The sequence below is a fragment of the Dyella sp. GSA-30 genome (assembly GCF_027924605.1).
In the GTDB taxonomy this organism is placed as follows: Bacteria; Pseudomonadota; Gammaproteobacteria; order Xanthomonadales; family Rhodanobacteraceae; genus GSA-30.
Map to the genome: position 1 here is coordinate 4,248,549 of NZ_AP027042.1, position 19,001 is coordinate 4,267,549.

A 19,001-nucleotide genomic window follows, 5' to 3' on the forward strand; every position below is an offset into this window, starting at 1 on the left:
CGCCGCTTACGAAGCTGACGTAGCGGTGGCGTTACCGCGCTTGTGCGCATGCATCTGCGTTGGGCCTTGTGCCGATGAGGCAGATGCCGGAGCACTGCCCGCACCGGCCGGCCTCGTACCGGCAAGCTTGATCTTGGCGCCGTCGCTCAAGCGGTCCATGCCGTCGGTAACGACGGTCTGTCCGACGGCGAGACCGGATGCAATGACCGTGTTCTTGCCGTCGCTGGGACCGAGCGTCACCTTGTGTACAGAGACCGTCTGATCGTCATTGACCAGATAGACGTAATCGCCGGGTGCACCACTCTGCACAGCAGGTGTGGGCACCAGCACCGCTTTCTGCAGTGTGTCGACCAGCAGGGTCACGTTGACGAATTCGTTCGGAAACAGCGCCTCGTCGTCATTGGGGAACGTGGCGCGCAACGTCACCGTGCCGGTGGCGGTGGCCATCTGGTTACCTAGCGCATACAAGGTACCGGTGGCGATCTGTTTGCTGTTGTCGCTGCTGAAAGCGGTAACCGCCAGCTTGGCGCCCGAACCGAAGCGCTGCAGTACCTTGTTCAATGCGTTCTGCGGCACCGTGAACTGCACCGTCGTCGGCTTGATGGTGGTAATGGTCACAATGCCCGGTGAACTCGACTGCGTGACGTAATTGCCCGGATCGACCAGGCGCAGGCCCACACGCCCGGCCACTGGCGCGGTGATGTGGCAATAGGCAAGGTCCAGATCGAACTGCGCGATGTTGGCCTTATCGGATTTCACCGCTGCCTCGTCCTGCTGGACGGTGAACTTCTGGTCCACATAGGTCTGTTCGGCGATCGATTTCTGCTGGTTCAACTGCGTGAAGCGGGCCAGGTCGGAACGTGCCTGGGCGAGGCTTGCCTCGTCCTTGGCCAATTGAGCCTGGGCCTGCTGCTTGCTGATTTCGTATTGCCGCGGATCGATCTGGGCCAGGAACTGGCCTTTCTCCACGTCCTGGCCTTCCTGGTAGCCCACCGCCGTCAGGTAGCCGCTCAGCTGCGGCAGGACGTTGACGGTGGCCGTCGGCGTCACGGTACCCAGGGCATTGAGAATTTCAGGCATCTCGCCCTGCGTTGCCTTGGCCGCACTGACCACCTGCGGGGGTGTGCCAACCCTGGTCTTCTTGGCGCCCATAAGATGAACCACGATCAGGGCGATCACGGCAACGACGACAATCACAACAACGACGAACAGCCCGCGCCTCTTGCGAACGGGGCGAGCTGATTGGGAAACGCCACTCATAAACCATCTCCTGATGGACGCGTCTCGCTACGACGGCACGACCACTTGTGAAAGCAATGCTTCCCTGGGGAAAGAAACATCGTCAGCAAAATTGCCAAAGTGGATTTAACGGCTCATCGACTCACGCGGTTGACGCAAGAGCATGCGATCTCGTCACCTTGAATCCTGCCCTGGTGGTGACTGAGCAGCTGGGGTTGGGAGGTCCTGACCCGAACTATGGCTTAACGCCTGCCCAAACTGGCTAGCGTGGCAATGTCCTTTTACGGCGCGGCCATCGGCGCACTATATGGACGCATGCTGTCAATTCCTGGTGATGGGGCCGGGTTATATTGCAGGGTGCGGTCGCGACTGAAGTCGCTCCTACAAGCTTGGCCAGGCACGGCTAGTTTGTAGGAGCGACTTCAGTCGCGACACCCGCTTACCTCACGCCCCATCCACCGGAAATCTCCATGAGCACGGAACTCAGTCGCGCAGATGCCAAAGCCTATGCGTGCAGCTACATCCTGGGAAACTTGCTGCAGCATCTGAATGGGCAACATCCAGGGCTGATCCATACGTTGATCGCTGGCGTCGAGGGCGATCTCGCTGCCATCCAGTCGCAGGAAAGCAAAGACATCCCCGGCCCGGTCCCCGCCATCTTTCAAGAGGCGCTGGCAATCCTGCGCAAGGCCAACGGCAACGAAAACAGCGGGGGCGCCATGTCGGGGTGACCCATCAACGCGAGTCGACCCCATGCGTCACGCTATCGTCCTGCAGAAACTGCAACACCACGCGCCTTTGAGAACGCAATTCCCCAGCCGTCGTCGTCCGGACCTTGAGCGACCTGGCCATCGCTTCACGCGTCACGGCAGTCGGAGTCCTGCGGCGGGTCAAACTGCCGTAACGCAGGCGGTTATAGCCGGACCATAGCAGCGTAATGACAGCGCACACCGCAGCGATAAACAGAATGCTGACAAGATCATGCCAACCCTTGCCGTGCTCCCGCACGACCAGCTCGATATAGCCGTTGCGCAACCCCGCCGACCAGGCGACCAGCGTAATCATCGGCAACCACAGCACACCCCAGACAAGCCAGGCCACAAACGTAATCAATGCGAAGAACGCATTGCGTGCGTGGCGTGGCCGGGTCTGCCGCTGGATCAGGATCGCTTCGGCTCTCATCGCACACCCCGGTCCGGACTGACCCAGACAGCTCGCGTACCCTTGCGCTTGAGCAGCGCCTTGGGCAGCGCGACTACGGTGGTTGCCGCGCTGATGATCCAGTAGGCCAGTGGGTACCAGATCATCCAGTAGTAGTTGCGCCCGACGCGCGCCTCGTAACGACGATCGATCAGGCTGCTGATGGCGAACTGGATCAGGCAGACGATACCCAGCATCACGCCATGCCATTGCGGGAAGAGCGTCGCGACGTAAAGGTAGGGCGGCATGGGAATGAACAAACCAAGCATCCACAGCGCAACGATGCCAAGCATCGAATAGGCCCACAGCACGCTGAGCAGGTACTCCATGGCGACGAACCACTTTCTGCGCTTGCGCCAGCTAAGCAGATCGCCGGCATAACGCAGGATCACCTCCACCCCGCCCTGTGCCCAGCGCAAACGCTGCTTCCACAGCCCACGCAAGGTTTCGGGCATGAGGATCCAGCAGATCGCATTGGGTTCGTAGCGGATATCCCATGAACGCATCTGCAAGCGCCAACTGATGTCGATATCTTCGGTCACCATGTCAGTGCTCCAGTAACCGACATCGTGCAGCGCACTCTTTCGAAAGCAGGCAATCACGCCCGATACCGTGAAGACGCGTCCGTATACCCGCTGCGCACGCTTGATCAGACCAATGATCGACGAGAACTCGCCAACCTGCAGCTTGCCCAGCAACGTGGACCGGTTGCGAATACGCGGGTTGCCCGTCACTGAACCCACGCGCGGAGAGCTGATCATATGCCGCATCAGCCAATGCGTGGCGTAGTCATCCAACAACGCATCGCCGTCGATGCAAACAAGAAACTCGCCCTTGGCGGCCATCGCAGCCATGCGCAGCCCCATCGCCTTGCCCTGATTGCTCGCGAAGTGAATGACACGAAGACGCGGAAATTCGTTCAGCAACGCATCCAGCTGCGCACCGGTGTCGTCGCTGGAGCCGTCGTTGACCGCGATGATTTCAAAATGCGGATACTTTTGCGCATCGAGTTGCGAAATGGTCTCCCTGACCTGCTCGCCTTCGTTGTGGCAGGGCACGATCAGCGTGACGAAGGGATAATCGCCAAGCTCCGGCGGCTTGACCCGTTGCGGCGATTTACGTTCCCAACGGAAGTAATACACCAGGCTCCCGCTGATCCAGGCGAACGACATGATCAGCGGATAGTAGAACGCAAAATCGAATAGCCATGCGACGATGTCACGCATGAAACGTCCTCATGGTTCCGGGTAGGGGTACGTGGCTGCCGAGATATACGGCCGAATCGCTTCCAGTGTGGGACGATCGATCACGAAGTCATCGGGGTAATACGCGATATGTCGCGCTCCTTTGGCGAGCAGCAGACGCATGCGCGCGCCCATGGTTTTCTCGGGCACAGGTTTTCCGCTGCGCCAGTCGACCGCGGCCAGCTCGAAGACAGTGCGTTCCATCGCGCCGGGCTGCGCCGCCACGGCGGTGGCGAGTCGTTCGAACCATGCGTCGCTCGCGCGCTCCTGGTCCAGCTGAGGCATGGCCATCAGGCCGGTGTAGTCATAGGCGGCGTTGAACGCCGCCAGGTTCTGCGCAAACCATGCCTCCGAGCGTGGATCGAGCACAGGCCGCGCATACAGATTTCGCGCGGTGAGCGCCTGCGGATGCCACTGGCGAACGCGACGGGTCAGCTCATCGGTGAAAGCGATCAGATACTGCGTGCGCTGGCCTGGCGTGCTGCCGGCCCATGGGCCCAACACGTCCGTATCCCGGATATAGGCATCGTCCGAAAACAGAATGCCGTCCAGCGGCGCCTGCATCGCCAGATCCTCGTAGACGTCACCGATCGTTTCGCGAACGCGCGCGTCCCACGGCGCCAGCCGATAATGGTCCTTGTCCTTGCTGCCATGGCCGAGCGCGGGCAACGCCGCTGCGTCGGGAAGGTGAAAGGCCAATACCGGCATCCACGCATACACCTGAACCTCGGCGCGCGTATGCAACTGCCACGACACGCGCGAGAACAGGTCCGCGCGCATCGGCAGATGCCGATTAGGAAAATACACCGCATCGGCCACCCCATCCCCATCGGGGTCGGCATAGGCTTGCAACCAGACCTGGGTGGGGCGCAGGCGTTTGATGCGCTCCAACAACGCGGAGAGATTCTTCTCCTGTTGCTGCGGATCCTTGTCGTAGACGTAGTCGAGATCGACTTGCACGATACGCTGGGCTTCGCGCTGCCTGCGTTGGTAGATCAGTGCCGCCAATCCATCCGTGCCGATGTTGTCGGCCACCAGCAAGCGCGCAATGGTGCCGTCGGCAATCGGTCGATCTGTCGCCAGGCTCAGCGAAACATCCAGGCCGACGGCTTTGGCTTGCGCCACCGCAATCTGGCTATAGGCGCCATAGGGCCACACGATGGCACGCGGCCGTCGGCCGGTCTCATGCTCTATTTCATCCGCGCTTCGTTGGAGATCGTCATGAATACGCGCGCGGTACGCCGCCACATCCGCATAGTGTTGCCGGGCAGGATCGTAGCCAAGGCTGACCACGGCCGGCATCTGGTTGTCCTGTGGGTTGGCATCGATCCCATGGTGAAGATCGTAGGTGTGCGAGGCCAGCTCCACCAGGCCGGACGACTGCATCTCACGCACCTGCGCCCAACTGACAAAACATTCATGCCCGCAAAGCGTGCCGTTGTAGTCGAAGCGCTGGCCCTCGGGCAAATCCATCCAGGAGCCTTCGAGCGCGAAAAGCGCCGGATAGCCATAGGCCTGCAATAGCGGATACACATGCGTGTAGAAGCTGACCAGCCCGTCGTCAAAGGTCAGCAGCACCGCCTTGGCGGGCAACGCACGCCTTCCCTGCCGGGCGGCGACCACATCGTCCAGACTGACCATATGAAAGCCGTTGGCGCGCAGCCAGTCGAAATGCGCAATCAGATGATCCGTACTGATCGCAGTGCTGTCCTTGGGTCCGGCGTCGCGAATGTCGTCACGCACGTCGTGATAGTTGAGAACAATCACGTCGGATGCAGCGTTCTGGACTGGCACAACCGCAGCCGGAGTCTCCGCATCGGCCAGCGTCGCCAGGAACCATAATGAAATCGCTACGAAAGCGAATATCGCAATCCGGCGCACGCGTCATTCTCCCCAATGCATTTTCAAATCGAGCGTGACACGCGTTTCGCGCCTGCCCGCATACGGTTGGCTCGCCCATCCGAGGCTCCATCCATAAGTGCGCCCGCCTCGCGGCGTAAACACCTGTCCGTACTGGATGCTTGCCATCCAGCCGCTTTGATAAGAGCGCTCTTGATAAGTACCTACTGCAACATCGATCTGTTGCCGCCATTGCGTCTCGTAGTGCTGGTACAGGGCGCTTTTCAGCCGGCCAGAAAGCGTGGCCCAACGCGCACGCGAAGGGCTGTAGTACGACACCGAGCTGAGGTCGTTGCGGGTTTGCCCGAGCTCCAGCCCGCCATCTAGCGTAAAGAAGGCTGCCGTATGCAGCCGCTGTTGCAAGTCGACCTGCCAATCGGTGCGCCGGTTATGGTCAGTGAAGCGGCTGCGTGTCGCATCGATGCCGACCGAGGTCAGCTCGCTGGCGCGCCAACGCACATCCGCATTCCACGTCGTTGCCGTGACGCCGTAATAACCGGCCTGGAGCGGTACCGTCGTGTCACCCTTATTGCTCCATGCCAGGCCAAACAACCAGTAGTCGTTGGCGTTCCAGCGAACACCGCTTTCCCATGCCGTCCCATGCGCCTGCCCGGCCACGCCCGGCAGCAACTGCATATAGGCCTCCAGGTCGCGCATATAAAAACGTGCGCCGAGCCCGGCACGGTCGCGTTGTGCATGCCCTTCTTCGAGCGAAGCATCGGCCAGCTGGGCGAGCGCGTAGATGCGCCAGTGATCGTCGAACAAGGGACTCTGCAGGGTCGCCTGCGTCTCGTGGTCGTCATTGCCGAAACGGATCGCGCCGCCCTGCCCGCGCTCGTGTTCGAGGTCGAACTGCCAGCCGCGCTGACGATCCCATTCGCGGCGCGTTTCGATCACCTGCTGATCGCGCGGCATGACTTGCTCGACATCACGCAAGGCAGGTTCGACCGGCGCAAAGTCGCCGATATCGCGCCAGGCATCGATGGCTCCAAGCCGTGCGCCCATGTCTTCCGGATCGAGACCGGCCGCGATCGTATCGGCATCCTCCGATCTGCGCGGCCAACCGCGCGCACGCTGCACCTTGGCCCATTCGCGCCAATAAGTAGCATTGGCCGGAGCGCGCGATACCAGTCCCTCCACACGTTGCGATGCATCTGCCAGCAGTTCCAGATAAAGCCGTGCCTGGGCAGCACTCAGCTCCGCCTCACTACGGTGCGGATTGGGAACTGGCTTGGACGATCCCGGCGAAGGCAGCCACGCGGGTTGGCTGCTCGACATCGTGTCGATCAGGGCGAGCGCGTCCCTGGGCCGCCCCGCCTCCAGATACGCGTGCATCAATCCGATCCTCGGATCGGTTTCCGACTCCGCATAGACGCCCGGATGATTGTGTATGGCTTGTTCGAACAGCGGTATGGCCGCTTCAGGACGGCGTACGTCCAGCAACGCATTAGCCACGGCTGTCTGCGCATACGCGGGAACCGCTTGACCGGATTGACGCATGCGGTCGAACTCGTGCGCGGCATCGGAGTTTCGTTGTGCCTGCGCATAGGCCATCAAGCGATCGGCCGCAAGTCGCTCGTCCAGTCCCGGAATACGCGAGTCATAGTGTTCCGCTGTCAGTTGCAGACTCTGTACGGCGCGGTCGGCTTCGACGTAAGGGCGGCGGGGATTTTCGTTGACCCAGGCGGCCCATGTGGTCTGATGTGCCGCGGCATTTGCTTCCAGACGCGCCATCTCGTCGGGTGCAAGCGCCGGATCCAGCGAACGAGCAAGTTGCAGGGCCTGCGTCGCGGCGCCCAGGTCCGACAATAGACGCACACGCAGCAGCTTCGCCGCCGGATCGTCCGGCCAGCGCTGCAGGACGGCCTGGCATGCAGACAGTGCTTCGATGCGGCGCCCTTGCGTTTGCAATTCGCGAGCATGAGCGAGCACGGCGTCGCGCGAGGCTGGCGCAACGACGGCGGCTGCATCTGCGGCTCGGCAGAATGTACTGCTACCGAACAGCACGGCCATGGATACGGCCAGGCCCAAGCGACAGGCGATCGGTTTAGAACGTGGTGCAACAACGGTCATGCGAGTACGACGTCCATGGCTAAAGTTCTGCGGCACGACCGCAGATGTTTTCGCTGTGTTGATGGTGCGCAGCGCCTGCGCGGCATCAAGGCCGGGCCGAATCGGCCCGGCATCCCTGGCTAGGGACGGTGCGTCGAGGGATGGGCACAGACGGTATTGCGGCCCTGCGCCTTGGCGGTGTACAGCGCGCGATCGGCCTGGCCGAGCAGCTCGCTGCGCTGCTGCGCCACGCTCGCCTTGCGCGTGAAGTCGTCGAACGTCGCCACGCCGATGCTCAACGTGACGCATCCATACGGACTGGTTGGATGCTTCAGCTGCAGGTTACGGACCTCCTGCAATGCATTGAGTGCGATACGCAGCCCATGCGCGGCACCGGTGCCCGGCAACACCGCCATGAACTCTTCGCCACCGTAGCGGCCCATCACATCGCTGCTGCGCCGCATGACCTGGCGCAACTGCTTGGCGATGGCACGCAGGCATTGATCGCCCTGCAGATGCCCGACGTGATCGTTGTAATCCTTGAACATGTCCACGTCGATCATCAAGACCGACAACGGCGTCGCATCCTGGACGGAACGACGAAGCTGCTGATCGATCGCCTCGTCGATGTGACGGCGGTTGGGCAGCCCGGTGAGATGGTCGTGGCTGGCGTGGAACTGCCAGCGACGATGATTTTTTTCCAGTACGCGCTCGGCCTGCTTGCGCGAGGTGATATCGACCAGCGTCGAGGTAAGCGCCAGCACCTGCCCATCGGAATTCTTCACCGGCTGAATCAGCTCGTGGAAGACACGTTCCTTCCAGGCAATTTCGCGATCGGCCACCCTGAGCCCCGCATCGAGTACAGCCAGATCCTGACGCAATTGTGCAAGCGCGCCGGGCACGAAGTTTTCGACACGGTTGCCGATCAGTTGGGCCGGCTCCAGCTCATGGATGGCCGCGTAGGCGGTGTTGACCACGATGTAGCGGCCATCGCGACCGATCAGGCCGATCGGCATGGGAAAGGTGTCGTAAACCGCTTTCAAGGAAGCATCGAACAACAGCGTCCTGTCTTCGATCCAGCCTTCGCGTTGCCCGCTGGAGCCTTCACTGCGCGCCGCACGGTCGGACAGCGTCATCGCACTCGGCGTGACCGGCTGCGTGCTCGCGGCGACATGCAGAGGCGTAGCCTTGCCGCCGTGGACGAGGTTATCGTTCTTGGTAGCAAGCACAGGTGTCGACGAGGCCACGAGGCGAATCGGCAGCGCGTCGTTCATTTGTCGATACATCTTTCTCATTGCTTCCCCCTGGGTCGCCATGAATTCAAGTACGATCTTGAAGCCCTGGTGCCAGCGACTACACGAACAAGAAAGGGCTGACCTGCCCTCTACGTACGGATGGTGTCGACGCCCGACAGGCTCGTATCGCGTGAGGCCGAACCCGTCGAATCACTCGACATTGCACAAATATGCTCGTGTCGGTCAGCGCTTTGAATCAGAAAAGTCCTAGGACAACAAAGATATGGCCCGGTAACTGCTACTCGATGGCGTGAGTCCGCAGCAAGTACGCCCTCAGACCTGTCACCGCATTGCCTACTTGCTTGCTGACCGCGCGCCTGATCAACGGTGCCACCAGTCGTACCAGAGGCGAGCGCGCCGTGATGTCGATAGTGTGGGTCAGGTAGGTACCGTTTCCATGCGGTCGCATCGAGAAGTCGACCAACACCCTGAACCGGCGTGCCACATACTCGCAAGCGAGGTTTTCAAATGGCCGCCTGGAAACGATCACACCGGGCATCACGCCATCGCGAGCGACACCCTGGTAGAAAAACTTCAGCGGGTCACCCACCCGATTTTCCCCATCACCCGATCGTTGAAGCCGAATGCAACGGTTCAACCATTGATGCGTCGAGGAAAAATCATCGATGACCCTGAACACCTGCACAGGATCTCTGGGCAAGAATGCATCTTGCCCGTGGGATATCTTCATGCGAGGCAAGGTGCCGGCGTTACTTGACCAGAACCTTGATGGCACGCAGCGCCAGCAAAAGCACCACAGCGCCGATGGTGGCAGTAATGATCGAACCGAACAGGCCGGCGCTCACGCCGATCCCAAGCAACCCGGCAAGCCAGCCGCCAACAAAGGCACCAACGATGCCGACCGCGATATCGGCAAACAGACCGAATCCGCCGCCTTTTACCAGCAAACCCGCCAGCCAGCCGGCGACGGCACCGATGATGATCCAGACGATGATGCCATGTGCTGCCATGTTCCCTGCTCCGTCGATGGTGATGTGTATGAAGTTCGAAACCGATGCCTTGGTTATCGTGTGCGTGTCACGTCTCGGCGACGCGCTGCTGCGACTTGAGCGCGATGACCGCGCGACGCAACGTCTCCTGCATTTTCGGATCGACCGCGACCAGGCGATCGGCGGCCCGCAACATGACCTGCATGGACGGGTCGGACAGCGCCAGCTCGCCCCACTCCGCAAGCAAGATTTTTCGCAGCATGGGCAACCGGATGTTTTCCAACGATGCTCGATCGTCCGGATCGATCGCCGTGAGCAGATCGGCCAGTTCGCGCTTCATGACTATCTCGCCCGCTTCCCGCGCCGGCGAACCGGCGTGGCCAGGCATGGGCGCAACGCCACTGGCGATATGCCTCAAGATGTCGATAAGCGAAGGTCGTTGATTGGACACGGTCATAAGAAACCAGGAATCGTTTCCCGACCCTCCGTGGCCGGGAAAACGAAAAGGATGGCGATGGGCTGGCGGGTGCATCAAACGGCAATACCCCAAGCTCACCCCTTCACCCAATAAAGTTCCCAACAAACCGAACCAAGGGGGCGGAGGTCGGTTGGTCGTCGGCGTGCTCACCGACACATACACATCCCTGGTATGCGGGAAGGCAGGTGCCGCGGCCAGGTCGAGCGGCCGCTGCATCGTCTTGATGCGTAATGTGGGCTAGCGGGGGCGCGCTTGGAATCGGAAAAGTCCTAGGCGCTGAAAAAGGGGGTGTGTCGCCATGAACCAAGAGCGCCCCCTCACCCCAACCCTCTCCCCCGGCGAAGCCAGGGGAGAGGGAGCCTACTGAGGCAACTTCAGTATTTCGCACCTGCGCAACTTAGCTCCCTCTCCCCTGGCTTGCCGGGGGAGAGGGCTGGGGTGAGGGGGCGCTCTTAGAATAGAACTAAGACCCAAGCGACCGAGCATACTCAAACAACTGCTTGTCACTCTCCAGCCCAAGCTTGCGCATAGCGTCGCGCTTCTGCTGACTGATCGTCTTCACGCTGCGGCCGGTACGCCGCGCAATCTCCGACACGGTAAGCCCCTCAGCAAGAAAGCGAACGATTTCCGCCTCGCGTGGAGAAATCGGCCCGTGCTCATCGGTGGGCGTGGTGGTGCCTTCGATCTGGCGACGCGTACGCTCGCTCAGATAAGTACGGCCGGCACGAATCGCATCGATCGCGAGCATCAACTCCTTGGTGCCCGCCATCTTGTCCACCACGCCACGCACACCAGCGGCGATCATGCCCTGGATGAGGCCGGGGTTGCTGAGCATGGTCAACACCAGGATAGGCAGTTGTGGACTGGCTTCGCGCAACTGCCGCAGCATGCTCAGGCCATCACTGGCGGGGTGGCTGCCCGGCATGGAAAAATCGGTGATCAGCAGATCGCAGGGAACCCGCGAAACCAACGAAACCAGCTCCGGCCCGCTATAGGCCTCGCCGACAACGGTGAAGCGGTCGCCATAAGCCTGTAGCGATGCCTTGAGCCCGGCCAGAACCACCGGATGGTCGTCGGAAATAATGATCCTCACACACCCTCCTTACCCTGCAACTGCAACGTCCTCGACATCCTGGATTCAACCGTGTTCCCTTTGTCCTGGACTCGAACAGGAGTCGTAGCACCCGGTATTCTCCACGCAGCAGCTTATTACATGGGATCGACCACGACAGTGCCGCCGAATGATTACCTTGCCCTCCAAGGACTGATGCCGGACCACTCGGGGTGGTTGGCGGCTGTGCTGGACAACGCGTCCACGGCAGCCTGGGTGGACAACCGGGCGGTTCCCATCACCCCTGTGACTCTGGCTTTGGCCGGTCTGTTGTTGGCCACAGCCCTGGTAGGGCTGATGCTTACCTGGCTCCTGCAGCGTAGGGATCGCAATGCAAAGGCCTTGCAGGCCGAACTGGCCGGCCAACGCTTTTTTTCCGAAGAAACCCTCAATGCACTGCCCTTCCCAGTCGCCGTGCATCACCTCGATGGCACCTGCCGGAGCGCCAATACAGCTTGCCAGCGCGACCGGCCGGCCTTCGATGCCCTGATGGCGACCATGGACGATCGGCACATCGCGCAAACGTTGCAAGCGGGCGTCGATGGCTATCGTCACGAGATAAGTTACACAGACGACGCCGGACGAACACGCGCGGCGGTCGTCCTGAACAAGCTCCTGCTCAGCCCTGGCGGCGAGCCTGACGGTTTCACCAGCTCGTTGTTTGAGGTGACCGAGTTCCATGCTGCCGAGCAAGCGGCGCGCTCCACGGAACTTCGCCTGCGCGAGATCGCGCAACACATTCCCCTGGTGATTTTCACGCGCGCCGTCGATGCTCGGAATGTGCATCGGCTGGTCTTTGCCGCAGGCGACATGCACGCGCTGTTCGGCCTGGGCGTCGCCGATCTGGTCGAATCGGGCGAGGTGCTGCGCGAACGCGCGCTCCATGATCGGGTCCATCCGGACGACTTGCCGGCTTTCGATGCCTTCATGTCCGCCAACGGCGATATGCAGCTGCGATCGCTCGATTTTCGCGCCTTCGGCCAGGAAGGATTGCGCTGGATCCACGCCATGCTCGCCCCACAGCGGATGCCAAGCGGCGATCTGCGTCTGCTGGGCTGCTTCATCGACACGACCGAACTCAATCTTCGCAACGAAACGCTGCGGATCGCACGCGATGTCGCCGAGCGCGCCTCCAAGGCCAAGGCGGATTTCCTGGCCACCATGAGCCACGAGATCCGCACGCCGATGAATGGCGTGATCGGCATGCTGGAATTGCTGGGCCATACACCGATCAATGCGGAGCAGCGCGAACTCCTGCGCGCCGTCGAAGACTCCGCCAGCGTGTTACTTCAGATACTCAACGACATCCTGGATTTCTCCAAGCTGGAAGCGGGCGACCTGCGCCTGGACGAAACCGCTTTCGAACCACGCGCGTTGATCGACAGCGTGATGAACGTGATGGCCTCGTCGGCTCAGAAGAAGGGATTGAGCGTACGCATATCCATCGATACCGGCGTTGCCGGCGCGCTGCGCGGCGACAGCGTTCGCCTCAGGCAGATTCTGCTCAATCTGGTGAACAACGCCACCAAGTTCACCGAACGCGGCAGCGTTTCCGTACGTCTTATGCTGCTGGGCGACGATGGCTCGCATCAGCGTCTACGCCTGAGTGTCACCGATACCGGTATCGGCATCGCCAAGGACCGGCAAGCCACCCTCTTCAATCCCTTTACCCAGGCCGAAGCATGGACGAGTCGCCGCTACGGCGGCACCGGTCTGGGCCTGGCTATCTGCCGTCATCTGGCGCAATTGATGGATGGCAGCATCGAACTGAGCAGCGAGCCCGGTGCGGGAACCACCGTCATGCTCGATCTGCGCCTATCGATCGTTCAACGCGAAGCAGCAACACCGGCAAACTTGCGTGGACGCCACGCTATCGTGCGTCTCGGTTCGGATGACACCGCCACGGCACTTTGCGAATCGCTCAAATCGTTAGGCGTCAGTGTCGAGAACGCGCCCCCCTCGCAGCCGCTGCGCGAAGGCATGGCAGCGAGCCTGCTGTTTATCGATCCGCTCGATCAGGCCAGCGCCACCCAGGTCAGCGCTCACGTGGTCGCGGTCACCGGCGAGCCGCTCCGCGGCATGGGCGTCGAAACGGCGAATGGCCGTGTCCTGCTGAGCGCGAACCCGCTGCGCTGGCAATCGTTGATCCGTGCCTGCATGGTCTCGCTCGAACTGGATGCAGCCCTGGAACAACCGACCGCATCGCCAGGAACGGCTATCGACCAGGCTCCGCTGCCTGACTCGAACCTGCTGGCCACGGCACAGGCGGATCTGCCGCTTCATCGCGGCCACGTCCTGGTCGCTGAAGATCACCCCATCAGCCAGCAACTGATCGGCCGCCAGCTCGCCCTGCTCGGGCTCACCTGCGATATCGTGGACAACGGACAGGATGCCTATGAAGCCTTGTCCGGCGGCGACTACGACCTGCTCCTCACCGACTGCAACATGCCCACGATGAGCGGCTACGAACTCGCGTCGGCATGGCGTCGCCATGAAGCGGCTGCACCAGGCCAACGCCGGCTGCCGATTGTCGCAATGACGGCCAACGCCCTGGGTGGCGAAGCGATCAAGGCGCGGGACGCGGGCATGGACGACGTGCTCAGCAAACCCCTGCAGCTGCTGCCGCTCAGCCGGAAGCTCGGTCAATGGCTGCCGGATCGGGCCATCGAACTGCCCACCCAAGCGCACGGATATTCCGGTGTCATGGGCGCCGATGATGCCTTCCGTTCGCAGATGTTGCATATGTTTACCAACGCCAGTCGGGACGACCTTCGCGAGCTCGCGCGCTGCGTCGCCGAAGGCGATAGCGCGGCCGCATCGCTGGCCTTGCATCGCCTGCTCGGAGCCTTGCAGCTTTTCAACGAGGACGGCGCGCTGATGGAGGAAGGCCGGCGACTGCTGCTGGCCCTGAACGGGGAACATGGGTCTCAGGCCCTGCCGGAGCTGCCCGGATTCGCCCAGGAAACCGAGAAGTTTCTTATAAAACTTAATGCCCACCCACCTGCCGCAACCCCCTAAATAGCTATTTCCATCACAGTTCGAGACAATAGCCCTTGCTGAAAGCCGCAACTTTGCCTAGGGATCCGGACGATCCTTGGCCAGGGAGGACGTGCGGCAGCGCTTCTGGGGGCGCAACAGTTGAGGATTTACATGTCATACCGCACTAGGGGACGGTGTCAGCTTGGCAAATGGCTGGTAGCCGCATCGCTCGCGGCCATGTTCATACCCGCTTTCGCAGCGCCGACGGCCGATTGGAGCTATCGCGTGCGTCCGGGGGACAATATCTGGGATCTGGCCGCCCGCTTTCTGAAGCCCGACGTGCCCTGGCAGAAGCTGCAGGGCTATAACAACGTTGCCGATCCGTTGCATCTGCCGCCGGGGATGACCATGCATGTCCCCGTAGCGTGGCTGCGCCTGCGACCCGCTCCCGCGAAGATCATCGCCGTTATCGGCAACGCCACGGCCAAGCCCGCCGATGCCGCGCAGGCGATCCCTGTGGTCAAGGACATGTCGGTGGGTTTCGGCACCGACCTGGTCACGCTCGCTGGTGCCAGCCTCACGCTCGAACTGGCCGACGGTTCGCACGTGCTTATGCAGAGCGACAGCGAATTGTCGCTGGACCGCCTCAGCGAATACGGCGGCACCGGCATGGTCGACACGCGCATGCGGCTCAAGCGCGGGCGCATCAACAGCGACGTCATCCCGCTGAACGGTAACGCGGCACGCTTCAGCGTATCCACGCCCAACACGATCTCCAGCGTACGCGGTACGCATTTCCGCGTTGTCGCCAATGCCGACGATGGCACCGCGCGAACCGAAGTGGTCTCCGGGCGCGTCGATGTCGGCAACGACAAGCGCCACGTGATGGTCAAGACGGGCCTGGGCGTAGCCACCTCCGGCAACGCCGCGCCCGGCCAGCCCGAGGCCTTGCTATCGGCGCCCGAACTGCACTGCCCGCAGGAGCCGGTCAGCCAGGTCCCGTTTGAATTTCAGTGGACGGCATTGGCGAGCGCACAGCATTACCGCGTGCAGATCGCACCGAGCGCCAAGTTCGAAGCCTTGCTGCTCGATCAGGTCATCGACGAAAACAAGATCAACCTGCCCGACCTGGGCAATGGCGGCTACGCGATCCGTGTGCGCGGCATCGGCAACAACCAGCTCGAAGGGCTCGATGCCACCTGCCTGTTGGCGATCGCCGCCAACCCGCAACCACCGCTGGTGCTGGAACCGCAACCGAACAGCAAGGTTCGCGATGCCCGCCCGACATTCCGCTGGACGGAAAGCCAGCAGGCTGCCTCGTATGTGTGGCAGCTATCGAGCGACCCGGCCTTTGGCCAGTTGCTTGCCGACGACCAGACCGTCCACGGCAGCGACAAGCGCGCGCCGCAATCGCTGTCCTATGGCCACTACTTCTGGCGCGTGGCCAGCCGTGACGCTCAAGGCAAGGTCGGCCCGTACACCAAGTCGATGCCGTTCGAACTGGTCCCCAACCCGCCCGCCCCCGAACCCGGTGCGCCCAAGCATGAGCGTGGCGATCTGGTACTGAGCTGGCCTGAAGGCACACCGGGGCAGCGTTACCATATTCAGCTCTCGCAAAAGACCGATTTCTCGAAGCTGCTGGTGGACGACACTGTGAGCGAGCCGCAGCTCAGCCTGAAGAAATTGCCATCCGGCAAGTGGTATGTACGCGTGCAAACCATCGATACCGACGGCTATGCCGGTCCCTGGGGTCCGATCCAGCGAACCCGGATTCCATGCACGGCATGCCGCTGGGTCGAAGCGGGAGGCGGTGTCGTGCTGCTTTGGCTGGTGCTCTGAGGTGTTATAAGCGCTGGTGTTAAAAGCCATGAGACGTTGAATGCACTTTGATCCGCTGACTTTCGCCAGACGTCTTTTGACCTGGTTCGCGGGTATTTCCGCGGTGACCTTGTTGATGGCCAGCGGCATCGCGGAACGAGCAGATGACGCTCTCTACGATTTCCATATGCGCTACTGGTCGTACCCGGCCAGCGACAACGTGGTGATCGTGGCGATCGATCCGCAAAGCCTGGCCAAGATCGGCAACTGGCCCTGGCCTCGCTCGGTCCATGCGAAGCTTATCGATCGCCTGACGTCGGCCGGGGTGCGCGGCGTCGGCATCGATATCACCATGGCCGAAGCGGATGCGGATCACCCCGACGACGATCTCGCCGTTGCACAGGCCATCGGGCGCAACGGCCACGTCGTCATGCCGGTCTTTGCCGAAGCCACCGAGCTGGGCGGCGTGCTGGAAGAAATGCTGCCGGCCCCGGTGATCGCGCACGACGCGGCCGCATTCGGCCACGTCGACGCATCCAAGGACCCGGACGGCGTCACACGCGGCGTCTATCTGAAGGCAGGCCTGGGGCAACCGCACTGGTCCGCGTTAGCGCTCTCGCTCTTTGACCTCGGCAACAAGTCGCAGTCCGTGCCGATACCGGGTTTGCAGAATCCGGAACAAGGCGACGGGTCGCCTTATCAATGGGTGCGCGACGACTACGTCATGTTGCATTTCGCCGCGCCCATCGGCGGCTTCAACCAGGTCTCTTACATCGACGTGTTGGACGGACATGTCCCTCCCGCTTTGCTAAAGGGACGCTGGGTGCTGGTCGGGGCAACCGCCGAAGGCCTGGGCGATCGCCTGGACACATCGGTCTCGGGCGGCAACCCGCTCATGCCCGGCGTCGAATACCAGGCGAACATACTCGAGTCCATCCAGGACGGCCGCTTGATTACGCCGCTGAATTTCTTCAACCAGCTGGCACTGAATGCGGCGTTGATCGCGTTACCGTTGCTGCTTTACGGTCTGCCGGGCTTCCGTCGATTGTGGCGTGTTGCGCTCGTAACGTTGCCGGCAAGCCTTGTCGCAAGCCTGCTTCTATTGCGCGGCGCATCTGTATGGTGGCCTCCGGCAACGTGCCTGGCGGTGACTGTCATTGGGCTGATGGCGTGCTGGTGGACAGCGAGATTCTCGCGCGGCTGAGGCCGATTAACCGGCATCGATAAATATCAGGTTATCCATTAAACGTTTACGCTCCATCACAAAAATAAATAAACTCTGACGACGATCTCCCTCCGGTTACTCAATCCCATAAAGCCGTTACACGTCACAAAACCAGCACAATTAGACGGGCACAATCGTTGTTACATTAGTGCCAAACATACTGCAAATTGCTGGTTTTTAAGGAAATATCTCTTGTTCGCGCGATATCTTAATTCGACGCGGCGCAAGAAATTACATAATGGCACAAAATCGAATTTATTTGCGAAAAGACTAACCAGTCTTTGCATTAGTGCGGCCGAAATAAACGCCGCGCGCATGAGTTTATAAATTCATGGTGAGCGTTTTTGCTTTTGCTTCAGGGGAAGTCACGACTCTCGGATAGTCCGGAGTCGAAAAACTACTAATGGGAGAGGTTGTTATGCAATCAAGCATGAAACGTGGGGCGCGTTACATGATTCAGATCGCGATCGTAGCCAGCCTGGCGGGTGCCGCCTGGCTGCCATCCGCTTTCGCTACCCAGGCAGGTGACGAGAGTCTTGCGCAGGTCGACCAGGTCGAAGCTCAAGCGCGCGCCGATTGGCGCGAAACCATTACACATACCTCTGCGCCAGCGGAAGGGTGCTATCAGGCCGAATATCCGAGCATCATCTGGAAGCAGGTCGGTTGCAACGTTGCGCCGGCACGCGTGCATTCCGTACCGCCGGTGCCTTCGCGCCGTAACCTGAGCCTCGCCGAGGGCGGTGCTTCGCAGACCACCGGCAACGGTCACGACTACGCGCTTTCGTCGTCGAGCCTGATCAGCACGACCACGGGCACCTTCCCTTCGGTCACCGGCGTCACGTCCGAAACCGGCGTGGGTGTGGCCGCGTTTGGCGGTGGCGGCATCCTGGGCCCGAACGAATACACGCTGCAGATCAATTCGAACTTCAACTCCACCACGGCCGCTTGTAAGAGCCATTCCGGCTGTACCGTGTGGCAGCAGTTCATCTACTCGCCCGACTACAACGTCAACGGTCAGGCTGCGGTCTTCATGCAGTACTGGCTGATCGGCTACGGTGGCACCAGCTGCCCCAGCGGGTTCGGCAGCGATGGCGCTGGCGATTGCTACAAGAACAGCGCCGCCGTGTCGGCTCCCGATATCGCAGCCACGCAGCTGGGTAACCTGAAACTCGCAGGTACCGTGGTATCGGGCGGCAACGATACGGTGACCTTCACCAACGGCACCAAGGCCTATAGCATCAGCGCCAAGGACAGCGTCCTTTACCTGGCGACCGTATGGAAGCAATCGGAGTTCAACGTCGTCGGTAATGCCGGCGGTTCGGAAGCCAAGTTCAACACCGGTTCCTCCATTACCGTGAAGGTTGCCGTCAGCAACGGCAGCACATCGGCCCCGACCTGCGCGTCCAATGCGGGTACGACGGGTGAGACCAACAACTTGAATCTGGGCACCTGCACCGCGTCATCGGGCTCGACGCCGTCGATCCAGTTCCCCGAGACCAACTAAACCGGCT

The 19,001-nt window shown here is 61.3% G+C and carries 15 protein-coding genes; 5 read left to right on the forward strand and 10 right to left on the reverse strand.

Going from position 1 to position 19,001, the window contains the following annotated elements:
- Nucleotides 1-6: 6 nt before the first annotated feature.
- On the reverse strand, nt 7-1,260 hold the full coding sequence (locus QMG46_RS17820) for an efflux RND transporter periplasmic adaptor subunit (protein ID WP_281849196.1): 1,254 nt from the start codon (nt 1,258-1,260) through the stop codon (nt 7-9).
- A gap of 449 nt (nt 1,261-1,709) precedes the next feature.
- Here QMG46_RS17820 and QMG46_RS17825 point away from each other — a divergent pair, with 449 nt between their 5' ends.
- Nucleotides 1,710-1,970 (forward strand): hypothetical protein, encoded by a 261-nt coding sequence (locus QMG46_RS17825; RefSeq protein WP_281849197.1) that lies wholly within the window; start codon nt 1,710-1,712, stop codon nt 1,968-1,970.
- 4 nt (nt 1,971-1,974) lie between these two features.
- Here the strand turns inward: QMG46_RS17825 and pgaD are convergent, their stop codons facing one another.
- From pgaD to QMG46_RS17870, 9 genes are all read right to left on the reverse strand, one after another.
- Nucleotides 1,975-2,421 (reverse strand): poly-beta-1,6-N-acetyl-D-glucosamine biosynthesis protein PgaD, encoded by a 447-nt coding sequence (gene pgaD / locus QMG46_RS17830; protein WP_281849198.1) that lies wholly within the window; start codon nt 2,419-2,421, stop codon nt 1,975-1,977.
- Nucleotides 2,418-3,665 carry a poly-beta-1,6-N-acetyl-D-glucosamine synthase gene (gene pgaC / locus QMG46_RS17835; protein WP_281849199.1) on the reverse strand — a complete coding sequence of 416 codons (1,248 nt, stop codon included), beginning with the start codon at nt 3,663-3,665 and terminating at the stop codon, nt 2,418-2,420. The genes pgaD and pgaC overlap by 4 nt, the downstream gene beginning before the upstream one ends.
- 9 nt (nt 3,666-3,674) lie before the next feature.
- On the reverse strand, nt 3,675-5,564 hold the full coding sequence (pgaB, locus tag QMG46_RS17840; protein WP_281849200.1) for a poly-beta-1,6-N-acetyl-D-glucosamine N-deacetylase PgaB: 1,890 nt from the start codon (nt 5,562-5,564) through the stop codon (nt 3,675-3,677).
- A 3-nt stretch (nt 5,565-5,567) separates the two neighbouring features.
- A complete protein-coding gene (pgaA, locus tag QMG46_RS17845; RefSeq protein WP_281849201.1) occupies nt 5,568-7,655 on the reverse strand; it encodes a poly-beta-1,6 N-acetyl-D-glucosamine export porin PgaA in 2,088 nt (695 codons plus the stop codon).
- Between the two features lie 119 nt (nt 7,656-7,774).
- Nucleotides 7,775-8,908, reverse strand: coding sequence for a GGDEF domain-containing protein (locus tag QMG46_RS17850; RefSeq protein WP_281849202.1), 1,134 nt, complete (start codon nt 8,906-8,908; stop codon nt 7,775-7,777).
- Nucleotides 8,909-9,167: 259 nt separating this feature from the next.
- Nucleotides 9,168-9,620 (reverse strand): SRPBCC family protein, encoded by a 453-nt coding sequence (locus QMG46_RS17855; RefSeq protein ID WP_281849203.1) that lies wholly within the window; start codon nt 9,618-9,620, stop codon nt 9,168-9,170.
- Nucleotides 9,621-9,639: 19 nt separating this feature from the next.
- Nucleotides 9,640-9,900 carry a GlsB/YeaQ/YmgE family stress response membrane protein gene (locus QMG46_RS17860; RefSeq protein WP_281849204.1) on the reverse strand — a complete coding sequence of 87 codons (261 nt, stop codon included), beginning with the start codon at nt 9,898-9,900 and terminating at the stop codon, nt 9,640-9,642.
- A gap of 67 nt (nt 9,901-9,967) precedes the next feature.
- Complete coding sequence (locus tag QMG46_RS17865) at nt 9,968-10,330, reverse strand: hypothetical protein (protein WP_281849205.1); 363 nt, start codon at nt 10,328-10,330, stop codon at nt 9,968-9,970.
- A gap of 490 nt (nt 10,331-10,820) precedes the next feature.
- On the reverse strand, nt 10,821-11,450 hold the full coding sequence (locus QMG46_RS17870) for a response regulator (protein ID WP_281849206.1): 630 nt from the start codon (nt 11,448-11,450) through the stop codon (nt 10,821-10,823).
- Between the two features lie 120 nt (nt 11,451-11,570).
- On the opposite strand from QMG46_RS17870, the gene QMG46_RS17875 reads away from it, so the two are divergent.
- The 4 genes from QMG46_RS17875 (at nt 11,571) to QMG46_RS17890 (ending at nt 18,994) form a co-directional block, all read left to right on the forward strand.
- Entirely contained in the window at nt 11,571-14,486 is a 2,916-nt protein-coding gene (locus QMG46_RS17875; protein ID WP_281849207.1) for an ATP-binding protein, read from the forward strand.
- A 132-nt stretch (nt 14,487-14,618) separates the two neighbouring features.
- Nucleotides 14,619-16,286 (forward strand): FecR family protein, encoded by a 1,668-nt coding sequence (locus tag QMG46_RS17880; RefSeq protein ID WP_281849208.1) that lies wholly within the window; start codon nt 14,619-14,621, stop codon nt 16,284-16,286.
- Between the two features lie 40 nt (nt 16,287-16,326).
- The gene (locus tag QMG46_RS17885) at nt 16,327-17,469 is read left to right on the forward strand and encodes a CHASE2 domain-containing protein (RefSeq protein WP_281849209.1); all 1,143 of its coding nucleotides are present in this window, start codon (nt 16,327-16,329) and stop codon (nt 17,467-17,469) included.
- Nucleotides 17,470-17,941: 472 nt separating this feature from the next.
- A complete protein-coding gene (locus QMG46_RS17890; protein ID WP_281849210.1) occupies nt 17,942-18,994 on the forward strand; it encodes a hypothetical protein in 1,053 nt (350 codons plus the stop codon).
- Nucleotides 18,995-19,001 lie beyond the last annotated feature (7 nt).